Origin of the sequence: Pseudomonas sp. CP4, assembly GCF_047758505.1 — a bacterium.
GTDB lineage: Bacteria > Pseudomonadota > Gammaproteobacteria > Pseudomonadales > Pseudomonadaceae > Aquipseudomonas > Aquipseudomonas fluorescens_AO.
Map to the genome: position 1 here is coordinate 5536842 of NZ_CP180489.1, position 12596 is coordinate 5549437.

The 12596-nt window shown below is 59.5% G+C and carries 11 protein-coding genes; 7 read left to right on the top strand and 4 right to left on the bottom strand.

Features of this window, described 5'->3' with window-relative positions; genetic code table 11:
* Positions 1 to 3: 3 nt before the first annotated feature.
* On the top strand, positions 4 to 1386 hold the full coding sequence (gene cysS / locus ACMYUN_RS24955) for a cysteine--tRNA ligase (protein ID WP_415762069.1): 1383 nt from the start codon (positions 4 to 6) through the stop codon (positions 1384 to 1386).
* Between the two features lie 122 nt (positions 1387 to 1508).
* Here the strand turns inward: cysS and ACMYUN_RS24960 are convergent, their stop codons facing one another.
* A complete protein-coding gene (locus ACMYUN_RS24960; protein ID WP_415762070.1) occupies positions 1509 to 3344 on the bottom strand; it encodes a sigma-54-dependent Fis family transcriptional regulator in 1836 nt (611 codons plus the stop codon).
* 386 nt (positions 3345 to 3730) lie between these two features.
* On the opposite strand from ACMYUN_RS24960, the gene ACMYUN_RS24965 reads away from it, so the two are divergent.
* From ACMYUN_RS24965 to ACMYUN_RS24990, 6 genes are read left to right on the top strand one after another with little or no spacing between them, the layout of a single operon-like run.
* Positions 3731 to 4825, top strand: a complete 1095-nt coding sequence (locus ACMYUN_RS24965) for an ABC transporter ATP-binding protein (protein WP_415762072.1) — start codon at positions 3731 to 3733, stop codon at positions 4823 to 4825.
* On the top strand, positions 4825 to 5937 hold the full coding sequence (locus ACMYUN_RS24970; protein ID WP_415762073.1) for an ABC transporter ATP-binding protein: 1113 nt from the start codon (positions 4825 to 4827) through the stop codon (positions 5935 to 5937). Before ACMYUN_RS24965 ends, ACMYUN_RS24970 begins: the two co-directional genes overlap by 1 nt.
* A complete protein-coding gene (locus tag ACMYUN_RS24975; RefSeq protein ID WP_007912484.1) occupies positions 5934 to 6800 on the top strand; it encodes a carbohydrate ABC transporter permease in 867 nt (288 codons plus the stop codon). Before ACMYUN_RS24970 ends, ACMYUN_RS24975 begins: the two co-directional genes overlap by 4 nt.
* Before the next feature lie 9 nt (positions 6801 to 6809).
* A complete protein-coding gene (locus tag ACMYUN_RS24980; RefSeq protein ID WP_003192012.1) occupies positions 6810 to 7610 on the top strand; it encodes a carbohydrate ABC transporter permease in 801 nt (266 codons plus the stop codon).
* A 10-nt stretch (positions 7611 to 7620) separates the two neighbouring features.
* Positions 7621 to 7893 (top strand): DUF2160 domain-containing protein, encoded by a 273-nt coding sequence (locus tag ACMYUN_RS24985; protein ID WP_038861868.1) that lies wholly within the window; start codon positions 7621 to 7623, stop codon positions 7891 to 7893.
* A 47-nt stretch (positions 7894 to 7940) separates the two neighbouring features.
* Positions 7941 to 9683 carry an ABC transporter substrate-binding protein gene (locus tag ACMYUN_RS24990; RefSeq protein ID WP_129999555.1) on the top strand — a complete coding sequence of 581 codons (1743 nt, stop codon included), beginning with the start codon at positions 7941 to 7943 and terminating at the stop codon, positions 9681 to 9683.
* Positions 9684 to 9884: 201 nt separating this feature from the next.
* On the opposite strand, the gene ACMYUN_RS24995 is transcribed toward ACMYUN_RS24990, so the two are convergent.
* From ACMYUN_RS24995 to nuoN, 3 genes are all read right to left on the bottom strand, one after another.
* Positions 9885 to 10262: a type II toxin-antitoxin system VapC family toxin gene (locus ACMYUN_RS24995; protein ID WP_415762074.1), complete on the bottom strand. Its 378-nt coding sequence runs from the start codon at positions 10260 to 10262 to the stop codon at positions 9885 to 9887.
* Positions 10259 to 10690: a type II toxin-antitoxin system Phd/YefM family antitoxin gene (locus ACMYUN_RS25000; protein ID WP_415762075.1), complete on the bottom strand. Its 432-nt coding sequence runs from the start codon at positions 10688 to 10690 to the stop codon at positions 10259 to 10261. The genes ACMYUN_RS24995 and ACMYUN_RS25000 overlap by 4 nt, the downstream gene beginning before the upstream one ends.
* A 441-nt stretch (positions 10691 to 11131) precedes the next feature.
* Entirely contained in the window at positions 11132 to 12595 is a 1464-nt protein-coding gene (nuoN, locus tag ACMYUN_RS25005) for an NADH-quinone oxidoreductase subunit NuoN (protein ID WP_024013420.1), read from the bottom strand.
* Position 12596 lies beyond the last annotated feature (1 nt).

A 12596-nucleotide genomic window follows, 5' to 3' on the forward strand; every position in this document is an offset into this window, starting at 1 on the left:
AACGTGCTAACGATCTACAACACGCTCACCAAGAGCAAAGAAGTCTTCAAGCCGCTGGATGGCAACAAGGTGCGCATGTACGTCTGCGGGATGACCGTGTACGACTACTGCCACCTCGGCCACGGCCGCAGCATGGTCGCGTTCGACCTGGTGACGCGCTGGCTGCGCTTCAGCGGTTATGACCTGACCTACGTGCGCAACATCACCGACATCGACGACAAGATCATCAATCGTGCCCGCGAGAACGGTGAATCGTTCGAAGCGCTGACCGAGCGCATGATCGCCGCGATGCACGAAGACGAAGCGCGCCTGAACATCCAGAAGCCGGACATGGAACCGCGCGCCACCGATCACATCGCCGGCATGCACGCGATGATCCAGACCCTGATCGACAAGGGCTACGCCTACGCACCGGGCAATGGCGACGTGTACTACCGCGTCGCCAAATTCATGGGCTACGGCAAGCTGTCGCGCAAGAAAATCGAAGACCTGCGCATCGGCGCACGTATCGAAGTCGACGAGTCGAAGGAAGACCCACTCGACTTCGTCCTGTGGAAAGCCGCCAAGCCGGGCGAGCCGAGCTGGGAATCGCCATGGGGCGCCGGGCGTCCGGGCTGGCACATCGAGTGCTCGGTGATGTCGACCTGCTGCCTCGGCGAGACTTTCGATATTCATGGCGGCGGCAGCGACCTGGAGTTCCCGCACCACGAAAACGAAATCGCCCAGAGCGAAGCGGCCACCGGCAAGACCTACGCCAACGCGTGGATGCATTGCGGGATGATTCGCATCAATGGCGAGAAGATGTCCAAGTCGTTGAACAACTTCTTCACCATCCGCGACGTGCTCGACAAGTACCACCCGGAAGTCGTGCGTTACCTGCTGGTGTCGAGCCACTACCGTAGCGCGATCAACTACTCGGAAGACAACCTCAAGGACGCCAAGGGCGCACTGGAGCGTTTCTACCACGCGCTGAAAGGCCTGCCGAGCGTGGCGCCGGCCGGTGGCGAAGCGTTCGTCGAGCGTTTCACCACGGTGATGAACGACGACTTCGGCACCCCTGAAGCCTGCGCCGTGCTGTTCGAGATGGTGCGTGAGATCAACCGCCTGCGCGAGAGCGATCTCGATGCAGCGGCGGGCCTGGCGGCACGTCTGAAAGAACTGGCGAGCGTGCTGGGTGTGTTGCAGTTGGAGGCGGATGACTTCCTGCAGGCCGGCGCTGAAGGGCGGGTCGATGCGGCTGAGGTTGATGCGCTGATTGCGGCGCGCCTGGCAGCTCGGGCGGCGAAAGACTGGGCCGAGTCGGACCGGATTCGTGATCAGCTGACGGCGATGGGTGTCGTGCTGGAAGATGGCAAGGGTGGGACTACCTGGCGTCTGGCTGACTGAGGCCCAAAGCCCCTACGATGATCGTTCCCACGCAGAGCGTGGGAACGATCGATTTTCAATGCACGACACAAATGCCCTGTGGGAGCGGGCTTGCTCGCGAAGAGGCCCGTCCAGACAACTTGTCATTCAGCCTGCCGCAACCTCTTGTAAAGCGTATTCCGGCTCACCCCCAACCGCCGCGCCAGGTGCGAAATATTCCCCCCGGCCGCCTTCAACTCGCGATTCAGCGCTTCAACATCATTCAAATCCAGTCCCAACGGCGCCGCCGTTTCCACTGGCTCCATCTCCAGATCGACAAAAAAATCATCCGGCAAATGCTCTGGCCGCACCGGTTGCTCCTCGGCCATGGCCAACGCCACCTGCATCACGCTGCTGACCTGCCGCAAATTCCCCGGCCACGGGTGCTTTGCAAACAGCTCCAGCACCTCAGGGCTCAGTCCCGCCCATTGCGTCGGCTCGCGATGTTGCTCCCACAACCGTTTGAACAGCGCCTGCTTGTCACTGCGCTCGCGTAACGGCGGCAGCTCCAGCGTCAGGCCACCAATGCGGTAATACAAATCCTCCCTAAACCGGCCCAATTGCACTTGCTCGCGCAACGAACGGTTGGTCGCCGAGATAATGCGCAGATCAACCGGGAACAACTCGCTGCTGCCTACCGGCTGCACGCAGCGCTCCTGCAACACCCGCAACAAGCGCGCCTGAGTCGGCAAAGGCATATCGCCGATCTCATCGAGAAACAGCGTGCCTTTGTCGGCCTTGCGGATCAGGCCGATGCTGCCTTTCTGGTTGGCCCCAGTGAACGCGCCTTTCTCGTAACCGAACAACTCCGACTCGACCAGTTCAGCGGGGATCGCCGCGCAGTTCACTGCGATGAATGCCTGTTTTTGTCGAGAGCTGGCCTGGTGCAAGGCTTTGACGAAGACTTCTTTGCCGACTCCAGTTTCACCGTGGATCAGCAGCGGAATGTCTTTTTCAAGCAGGCGTTCGGCTTGGCGCACGGCTTTTTCCACGCGGCTGTCGCCGAAATGCAGGCTGTTCAGGCTGATCGCGCTGGATGGCGTGGGCTTTTCTTCCGTGACAAACACCCGGGCTTTAACCGGCGCCTGTTTCGGCCGTTTCAACAGACATTGGAAGCGGTTGCGCCCGGAGGTCTGCAAGGCGAATGGCAAACCGTCCGGCTGATTGATCAGCTCCAGCAGAGAGACCTTGAACAGGCTTTCAACACTGACCCGCGACAAGCGCACACCCAGCAAATTGTCCGCGCGACGATTGGCCGACAGCACCTGACCGCTCTCATCAAAAATCAGCAACCCGGCCCATTGGCTGTCGAGGTTGTTCAACCCGGTGTTGAAGGTCAGTTGAAAATGCTGGCCATGGAACAGGTTGAGGATCAGCCGATTCTCCACGGTCTGGCTCATCATCTTGACCATGCCCAGGGTGTGCGAGGGCGGCAGGTAGCTGTCGCTGGAGACATCGAGGACGGCGATGACCTTGCGCTCGGCGTCGAAAATCGGCGCGGCGGAGCCGGTCATGAAGCGGTTGGCCTTGAGAAAGTGTTCGTCGTGTTCGATGTGCACCGCTTGCTCGCAGGCCAGTGCGGTGCCGATTGCATTGGTGCCGCTGCTGCGCTCCATCCAGCTCGCCCCGGCCTGAAAACCCCGGGCCAGACTCGGCTCGATAAAGCGCTGCGTGCCCCACGAGGTCAGCACCTGGCCCTGATTGTCGGCGAGCATGATCAGGCAGTTGGAATTGCTGAGGATGTTTTCGTAGTAGGGCAGGACTTCCTGATGCGTGGTCTGCACCAGCGAATGATGGCTGTCGAGCAATCGCGCGATGCCGGCGGCGGGCAATTGATCGAAGGCAGGCGTGCTCTGGTGGTCGAGGCCGAACGCGCGGCAACGTTGCCAGGAGGTCTGGACGATCGCATCGTGGGACAGCGGCGAAGCAGGTGCGGCCATGGCAGGTCAGCCTCTGATGCAGCGATTTTTATTGTTGTTATGAGCCCAAATCCTGAACACAACCCAGATCAACTGTGGGAGCGGGCTTGCTCGCGAATGCGGTGTGTCATTCAACTGATTCGGTGACTGATACTGCGCATTCGCGAGCAAGCCCGCTCCCACATTGGATCTTCGGCGTTGATGAGCTCGGGCAAAAAGCGTTCATAGAGTGTTGTTCACTATTGTTCATTGTCAATCACCCCGACTGTTCAAAAGTGTTCAGCTGTGAACGCCGCTTGCCCCCGTAAACACTGCTTCTCAAGACAAATCAACCACTTGCCATTTCTGGCACGAATGTCGCTCTGTTGCTCCGGTCGCTTGACTCCAAAAATAACAAAGGCCGAGCCATGTCACTCACCCTGGAGCACGTCAGCCGTACCGTCGAGGGCCAGATCTGGATCGACGATGCGTGCCTGAAATTCGAACCCGGATCCTTCAACGTTCTGCTCGGGCGCACGCTGTCCGGCAAGACCAGCTTGATGCGCCTGATGGCCGGCCTCGACAAGCCCGACAGCGGCCGCGTGCTGATGAACGGCGTCAACGTTACCCAGCGCCCGGTGCGGCTGCGCAACGTGTCGATGGTCTATCAGCAGTTCATCAATTACCCGACCATGACCGTGTTCGAGAACATCGCCTCGCCACTGCGTCAGGCCGGCATCTCGAAAGAAATCATCCACAGCAAGGTGCAGGAAACCGCACGCATGCTGCGCATCGAGAAGTTCTTGCAGCGCTATCCGCTGGAGCTCTCTGGTGGACAGCAGCAACGCACGGCCATGGCCCGCGCGCTGGTCAAGGATGCTGAACTGATCCTCTTCGACGAGCCGCTGGTCAATCTCGACTACAAGCTGCGCGAAGAGCTGCGCCAGGAAATGCGCGAGCTGTTCAAGGCGCGTCACACCATCGCCATCTACGCCACCACCGAGCCCAACGAAGCGCTCGCCCTCGGCGGCACTACCACCATCCTGCACGAAGGCCGGGTGATCCAGAGCGGACCGTCGACTGAGGTCTATCACCAGCCGCAATCGGTGCTTGCCGCTGAATTGTTCTCCGAGCCGCCGATCAACCTGATGCCGGGACGCATCGCCGGCAACGAAGTCAGCTTCGCCAATTTCGTCCACTTCCCGCTGAACGTCGATCTGCGCCCGGTAGGCGAGGGCGAGTTCCGCTTCGGCGTGCGCCCCAGCCATATCTCGCTGGTGCCGAGCAACGATGATGATCTCGAACTGGCGGTGACCGTCGAGGTCGCCGAGATCAGCGGTTCGGAAACCTTCCTGCATGTACGCAACGAGCACTTTCTGTTGGTGCTGCACTTGCCCGGGGTTCATGAGTACGACGTCGATGCGCCGATCCGCATCTATATCCCGACCCACAAACTGTTCGTTTTCGATGCGCAGGGCCGTCTGGTGCAAGCACCGGGCCGGCGTGTCGCGAGGGTTGCCTGATGGCCGAAATCCGTTTGCAACACCTCGCCCACAGCTACAGCAAAACCCCGAGCGGCGCGGAGGATTATGCGATCCGCGAGATGGATCACGTCTGGGAGCAGGGTGGCGCCTATGCTTTGCTCGGCCCGTCCGGTTGCGGCAAGTCGACCTTGCTCAACATCATTTCCGGCCTGCTCAGCCCGTCCCAAGGCCATGTGTTGTTTGACGGCAAAGCGGTCAACGACCTGACCCCTGAGAAGCGCAACATCGCTCAGGTTTTCCAGTTCCCGGTGGTCTACGACACCATGACCGTGTTCGACAACCTCGCTTTCCCGCTGCGAAACCAGGGCATGGCCGAGGCGAAAGTGCACAGCAAGGTGCAGGAAATTGCCGAAGTGCTCGACTTGCAGAATCTGCTGAGCAAGAAAGCGCGCAACCTCACTGCCGACGAAAAGCAGAAAGTCTCCATGGGCCGTGGGCTGGTGCGCGACGACGTCTCGGCAATCCTCTTCGACGAGCCGCTGACGGTGATCGACCCGCACCTGAAGTGGAAACTGCGGCGCAAGCTCAAGCAGATCCACGAGCAGTTCAACATCACCATGGTCTACGTCACCCACGACCAACTGGAGGCCTCGACGTTCGCCGACAAGATCGCGGTGATGTACGGCGGCCAGATCGTCCAGTTCGGTACGCCACGGGAATTGTTCGAGCGGCCGAGCCACACCTTTGTCGGCTATTTCATCGGCAGCCCGGGGATGAATCTGATCGAGGTGCAGCCGCAGCCCGGTGGCGTCGGTTTCGCTTCGACGCACTTGCCGTTGTCCGACGCCTTGCAGCGCCATATAGAGCACGGCCAGTGGAAAAATCTCAAGGTCGGCATCCGCCCGGAGTTCATTCATGTGTGGGACGAGCCGTTTGACGACGCGATGCAGGCCGAAGTCGTACACGTCGAAGACCTCGGCACCTACAAGATCATGACGCTCAACCTCGACGGCGCGCCGTTGAAGGTGCGCCTGGCTGAAGACAAACCGGTGCCGCAAGGCACCGCGTACATCAGTTTTCCGGCGCAATGGCTGATGGTCTATGCCGATGAATTTCTCCTGGAAGCCAGTGACGAGGAGGTGCAGCCATGAACAAGGTGCAGAACAACAAGGCCTGGTGGCTGGTGTTGCCGGTGTTCCTGCTGGTGGCGTTCAGTGCGGTGATCCCGATGATGACCGTGGTCAACTATTCGGTGCAGGACATCTTCGACCAGTCCAGCCGCTACTTCGTCGGCGCCGACTGGTACAAGCAGGTGCTGCTCGATCCGCGTCTGCACGATTCGCTGCTGCGCCAGTTCATCTATTCGGCGTGCGTGCTGCTGATCGAAATCCCGTTGGGCATCGCTGTCGCGCTGACCATGCCGACCAAGGGCCGCTGGTCGTCGGTGGTGCTGATCATTCTGGCGATTCCGTTGCTGATTCCGTGGAACGTGGTCGGCACCATCTGGCAGATTTTCGGCCGCGCCGACATCGGCCTGCTCGGTTCCAGCCTCAACGCGATGGGCATCAGCTACAACTACGCGGCCAACACCATGGACGCCTGGGTGACGGTGCTGGTGATGGACGTCTGGCATTGGACTTCTCTGGTCGCGCTGTTGTGTTTCTCCGGCCTGCGGGCGATTCCCGACGTGTATTACCAGGCCGCGCGCATTGATCGCGCCTCGGCGTGGGCGGTGTTCCGCCACATTCAATTGCCCAAGCTGAAAAGCGTGCTGCTGATCGCGGTGATGCTGCGTTTCATGGACAGTTTCATGATCTACACCGAGCCGTTCGTGCTCACCGGCGGCGGGCCGGGCAATGCCACGACCTTCTTGAGTCAGACGTTGACGCAGATGGCTGTAGGGCAATTCGACCTCGGTCCGGCAGCGGCGTTTTCGCTGGTGTACTTCCTGATCATCCTGTTGGTGTCCTGGCTGTTCTATACCGCCATGACGCACTCCGATGCCAACCGTTGAGGCCCGGCCATGAGCAAAAGAAAGCTGATTCCGTTGCTGGTCTACATCCTGTTCCTGCTGGTGCCGATCTACTGGCTGCTGAACATGTCGTTCAAGAGCAACACCGAAATCCTCGGCGGCCTGACGCTTTTCCCACAGGACTTCACGCTGGCGAACTACAAGGTGATCTTCACTGATCCGAGCTGGTACACCGGCTATCTCAACTCGCTGTATTACGTCAGCCTCAACACGGTGATTTCCCTGAGTGTGGCGCTGCCAGCGGCTTACGCGTTTTCACGCTATCGTTTCCTCGGCGACAAGCACCTGTTCTTCTGGTTGCTGACCAACCGCATGGCGCCGCCGGCGGTGTTCTTGCTGCCGTTCTTTCAGTTGTATTCGTCGATCGGCCTGTTCGACACGCACATCGCCGTGGCCCTGGCGCATTGCTTGTTCAACGTGCCGCTGGCGGTGTGGATTCTCGAAGGTTTCATGTCTGGCGTGCCCAAGGAGATCGACGAAACGGCTTACATCGACGGCTACAGTTTTCCCAAGTTTTTCGTGAAGATTTTCATCCCGTTGATCGGTTCCGGTATCGGCGTCACGGCGTTTTTCTGCTTCATGTTTTCCTGGGTCGAGCTGCTGCTGGCGCGCACCCTGACTTCGGTCAACGCCAAGCCGATTGCGGCGGTGATGACGCGCACGGTGTCGGCGTCGGGGATCGATTGGGGCGTGCTGGCAGCGGCGGGGGTGTTGACCATCCTGCCGGGCATGCTGGTGATCTGGTTTGTACGCAACCACGTGGCCAAGGGCTTTGCCCTCGGTCGAGTCTGAGGAGCTGATGATGGAATGGATGAGCTGGACGACACCGACCGCCGCGTTCTTCATCGGCATCGGTCTGATTCTGGTGGGCATGACCACCTGGGAATTGCGCTCGCCGAGCATTCTGCGGCGCGGGTTTCTGCCGATTGCCACGACCCGTGGCGATCGCTTGTTTATCGGTCTTCTCGGCAGCGCCTACCTGCATTTGCTGGTAATCGGCGTCACCGACTGGAGCATCTGGGTGGCGTCCGCGTTGTCCCTGGTGTGGCTGTTGGCTGTGATGCGTTGGGGCTAGTCGAATCGTTCGGCAACGCGGCTCCACAACTTAAACAGGAGGTCTCTATGTTCGATAAAAACAATAAGCTGCGACATAGCATTTCATTGGCAGCCATGCTGGCACTCAGCGGTTTGAGCGCATCTGCCTGGGCCGACGCCTACGAAGATGCTGCAAAAAAATGGATTGGCAGCGAGTTCAAGCCCTCGACCCTGACGGCCGAACAGCAGCTGGAAGAACTGAAATGGTTCATCAAGGCCGCCGAGCCCTTTCGCGGCATGGACATCAAGGTCGTTTCCGAGACCCTGACCACCCACGAATACGAGTCGAAGGTGCTGGCCAAGGCCTTCAGCGAAATCACCGGGATCAAACTCACCCACGACTTGCTGCAGGAAGGCGACGTGGTCGAGAAAATGCAGACCGTGATGCAGTCGGACAAGAATATCTATGACGGCTGGGTCAACGACTCGGACCTGATCGGCACGCACTTTCGCTATGGCAAGACCGAATCGATCACCGACCTGATGGCCAACGAAGGCAAGAACTTCACCTCGCCGACCCTCGACATCAAGGACTTCATCGGCATCTCTTTTACCACCGCGCCGGACGGCAAGATCTATCAACTGCCCGACCAGCAATTCGCCAACCTGTACTGGTTCCGCGCCGATTGGTTCGAACGCGCCGATCTGAAAGCCAAGTTCAAGGAAAAGTACGGTTACGAGCTGGGCGTGCCGGTGAACTGGTCGGCCTATGAAGACATCGCCAAATTCTTCAGCGAAGACGTCAAGGAAATCGACGGCAAACGCGTCTACGGCCACATGGACTATGGCAAGAAGGACCCGTCGCTGGGCTGGCGCTTCACCGATGCCTGGTTCTCCATGGCCGGTGGCGGCGACAAGGGCATTCCCAACGGTTTGCCGGTCGACGAGTGGGGCATTCGCGTCGAGGACTGCCATCCGGTCGGCTCCAGCGTGACCCGTGGCGGCGACACAAATGGCCCGGCGGCGGTGTTTGCCACCACCAAATACGTCGACTGGCTAAAAAAATACGCGCCACCGGAAGCGGCCGGCATGACCTTCTCCGAGTCCGGCCCGGTACCGTCGCAGGGCAACATCGCCCAGCAAATTTTCTGGTACACCGCGTTCACCGCCGACATGACCAAACCGGGCCTGCCAGTGGTCAACGCCGACGGCACGCCGAAATGGCGCATGGCACCATCGCCGCGCGGGCCATATTGGGAGGAGGGCATGAAGCTCGGCTATCAGGACGTGGGTTCGTGGACGTTCATGAAGTCCACGCCTGAGAAGCAGAAACTGGCGGCATGGCTGTACGCACAGTTCGTTACTTCGAAAACCGTATCGCTGAAGAAAACCATCGTCGGCCTGACGCCGATTCGCGAGTCGGACATCAACTCGCAGGCAATGACCGATATGGCGCCGAAGCTCGGCGGTCTGGTCGAGTTCTACCGCAGCCCGGCCCGCGTGCAATGGACCCCGACCGGGACCAACGTGCCGGACTATCCGCGTCTGGCGCAACTGTGGTGGAGCCACATCGCCGAAGCGGCCAGCGGCGAGAAGACTCCGCAACAGGCGCTGGATGGTTTGGCCAAGGATCAGGACGCGATCATGACCCGCCTCGAACGCTCCAAGGCCCAGGCCGTGTGCGCACCGAAAATGAACCCGGAGCGCGATGCGCAATACTGGTTCGATCAACCGGGCGCACCGAAGCCGAAACTGGCCAACGAGAAGCCGAAGGGCGAGACCGTGAGCTACAGCGAACTGCTGAAATCGTGGGCGGATGCGCGCAAGTGATGTTGGAAATGTAGAAGCGAACGGCACCGGAAGGTGCCGTTTTTTTGCTGCCTGATCTGCCGCTTTCGCGAGCAGGCTCGCTCTCACAGGACCTAAGGTGTCATCGGATGTTTTGAGCAGACCTATCCATTGTGGGAGCGAGCCTGCTCGCGAAAGCGATGTGTGAAACACAATGATGTCGACTGACTTGCCACCGCCGGGTCAGACCAGAACGGCCAGATCGGTGTACTGAGCCACCAAAGGATCAGCCGTGAGCAGCTTCATCGGCTCGGTCATTGCTGTGGCCACAATAATGCGGTCAAACGGATCCCGGTGATGGTGTTCAAGATCTTTCACCGCAATCGCGTGTTCTGCGCTCACTGGCAATTCGATAAACCCGCTATCAATGCAATATTGACGGATTTCTTCCAGGTCGACATTCAGCTGTCCAAGTCCGACCTTGATCGCCATTTCCCAGAATGTTGCCGCGCTGACGTAGATATCGGCTGCATTTTCAATGATTTTTCTGGCTTTGGTGGTCAGTCTGGCATCATCACTTAGCGTCCAGAGCAGAATATGCGTGTCAAGCAGAAGCCTCATGCCTGCGTGCCTTCAAATGCATCCAATATTTCGTCGGAAAGAGGTGAGTCGAAATCCTGGGGCAGTACGAGTTTGCCCTTCATCGCGCCAATGCGCTGTGCGCTGGATCTCCCTATCGGAACAAGACGAGCCATCGCCCGGCCATGCTTGGCAATCGTGATGACTTGGCCAGCAGCGGCATCATCGACGAGTTTCGATAAATTGTTTTTGGCCTCAGCCAGCGGAACGATGATCATCAGCTCACCTCTGTATTCTGGATAAATATAGCCAGAATATTTCAGCGCTGCAAAGTTGCGCCAATGCTCCGTGCAGCCAAGCGTCCTATCCGTCGACCTGCGCTGATAGGGCAGTTGCGCAACATTGCATTGTCGCTGGGCAGCCAAAGCATCGACACCCTCCATCAACTCACAAAAGATATCTCGTTTCATTACCCGCCTCGATTCAATATCCACCTGCCAGGGCGCCTACCTTAGAACTGTTCTCCGGGGTTGGCTGTAGGACGAAACGGAGGTTAAGGAGAGAGCTTTCGGAGTTTGTATGAGGATGCGAGTGGGCCGGTAAAATATCGTACAAAACGCTTTCATGCTGTATCCAGAACCCAGGCAGTACACGAGACTGCAGGAGCGAGCCTGCTCGCGAAAGCGGTGGGTCGGTTAGCATATCCATCGACTTGTAGGACGCCATCGCGAGCAGGCTCACTCCTGCAGGGTGTGCGATGCACCCGGATGCTATGAGCGACACACACACCTGTGGGAGCGGGCTTGCCCGCGATGACGCTTACACAAACGCCGGCGATATTGACTTTCGCTACAAACAAAAAACGGCACCCGAAGGTGCCGTTTTCATTTCCAGCCAGATCAGCCGAGCAATCAGCCCGCCAGACCCGCCTGCTGTACCAGCACCAGCAATGGCTGCGGGTACACGCCCAGGAAGAATGCGACCAGGGCGATGGCCAGCAGCATGACGCCGCCTGCCTTCTGTTCCCAGTGCAGTTGGGCGTCGTGGCGACGCAGGTTAGGCTCGATCAGGTACAGGGTGACCATCACGCGCAGGTAGTAGAAGACGCCGATGGCGCTGCCCAGTACCAGTGCGCCGACCAGCCACCACTGACGCGTTTCGACGCCGCTGGCGATGATGTAGAACTTGCCGATGAAGCCGGCGGTCAGCGGGATGCCGGCCAGGGACAGCATCATCACGGTCAGCACCGCGGTCAGGTACGGACGGCGCCAGAACAGGCCGCGGTACTCGTACAGCGCGTCGGCGTCGCGGCCGTTGTACGGCGACGACATCAGGGTGATCACGCCGAACGCGCCGAGGCTGGTGATCACATAAGTCACCAGATAGACGCCGATGGCTTCCACCGCCAGACCCTTGCTCGCCACCAGCGCGATCAGCAGATAGCCGAAGTGCGCAATGGACGAGTAACCGAGCAGACGCTTGAGGTTGCTCTGGGTCAGGGCCAGCAGGTTACCGAACAGGATCGAGGCGACCGCGATCACGCTCAGTACGTCGCTCAGCACACCGCTGCTGGCGGCGGGGGAGAGCTGGAACAGACGCACCATCACCGCAAACACTGCAACCTTCGAAGCGGTGGCGAGGAACGCTGCCACCGGAGCCGGTGCACCTTCGTAAACGTCCGGCGTCCACAGGTGGAACGGTACCAGCGACAGCTTGAACGCCAGACCGATCAGCATCATGCCCAGGCCCAGTTGCGCCAGCGGGCTTGGCAGGCCGGTCGCGGCCAAGGCCTGACCGATGCCAACGAAGCTCAGCGAACCGGCGTCTGCGTACAGCAGCGCCATACCGAACAGCAGGAACGCGGAACCCGCGGCCGACAGCACCATGTACTTGATGCCGGCTTCCAGCGAACGCTTGTTGAAGAACGCGTAAGCCACCAGACCATAGACCGGTACCGAGAGCAGTTCCAGACCGATGAACAAACCCGCCAGGTGCTGCGCGCTGACCAGTACCAGACCACCGGCGGCGGCCATCAGGATCAGCAGGTACAGTTCTTCGCGATTGCCCGGGTAGCCCGAACCGCCATCACCCAGATAGGCGTGGGCGAGGGTGACGCAGGCGAGGGTGGCAACCAGAATCATCGCCATGTACAGGCAGGCGAAGGCATCGATCTGCAGCAATGGGGTCACGGCCAGAGGCGCGACTTTCAATGCAGGCAGGATCGACAGCAGGGCCAGGTTCAGACCCGCCACCGAAATCAGGAAGGTCTGCGAGTGGTTGCGGCGCCAGGCGATTGCCAGCATCACCACGATAATGGTGAGGCTGGTGATCAACAGTGGCGCAAGCGCAATAAAGTGTTGAATCGTGAATTCCATA

Bases quoted from the DNA above. Each gene is read 5' to 3' on its own strand.
- ACMYUN_RS24960 (WP_415762070.1), bottom strand. From the start codon at position 3,344: ATGGCCGCACCTGCTTCGCCGCTGTCCCACGATGCGATCGTCCAGACC.
- ACMYUN_RS24965 (WP_415762072.1), top strand. From the start codon at position 3,731: ATGTCACTCACCCTGGAGCACGTCAGCCGTACCGTCGAGGGCCAGATC.
- ACMYUN_RS24970 (WP_415762073.1), top strand. From the start codon at position 4,825: ATGGCCGAAATCCGTTTGCAACACCTCGCCCACAGCTACAGCAAAACC.
- ACMYUN_RS24975 (WP_007912484.1), top strand. From the start codon at position 5,934: ATGAACAAGGTGCAGAACAACAAGGCCTGGTGGCTGGTGTTGCCGGTG.
- ACMYUN_RS24980 (WP_003192012.1), top strand. From the start codon at position 6,810: ATGAGCAAAAGAAAGCTGATTCCGTTGCTGGTCTACATCCTGTTCCTG.
- ACMYUN_RS24985 (WP_038861868.1), top strand. From the start codon at position 7,621: ATGGAATGGATGAGCTGGACGACACCGACCGCCGCGTTCTTCATCGGC.
- ACMYUN_RS24990 (WP_129999555.1), top strand. From the start codon at position 7,941: ATGTTCGATAAAAACAATAAGCTGCGACATAGCATTTCATTGGCAGCC.
- ACMYUN_RS24995 (WP_415762074.1), bottom strand. From the start codon at position 10,262: ATGAGGCTTCTGCTTGACACGCATATTCTGCTCTGGACGCTAAGTGAT.
- ACMYUN_RS25000 (WP_415762075.1), bottom strand. From the start codon at position 10,690: ATGAAACGAGATATCTTTTGTGAGTTGATGGAGGGTGTCGATGCTTTG.
- nuoN (WP_024013420.1), bottom strand. From the start codon at position 12,595: ATGGAATTCACGATTCAACACTTTATTGCGCTTGCGCCACTGTTGATC.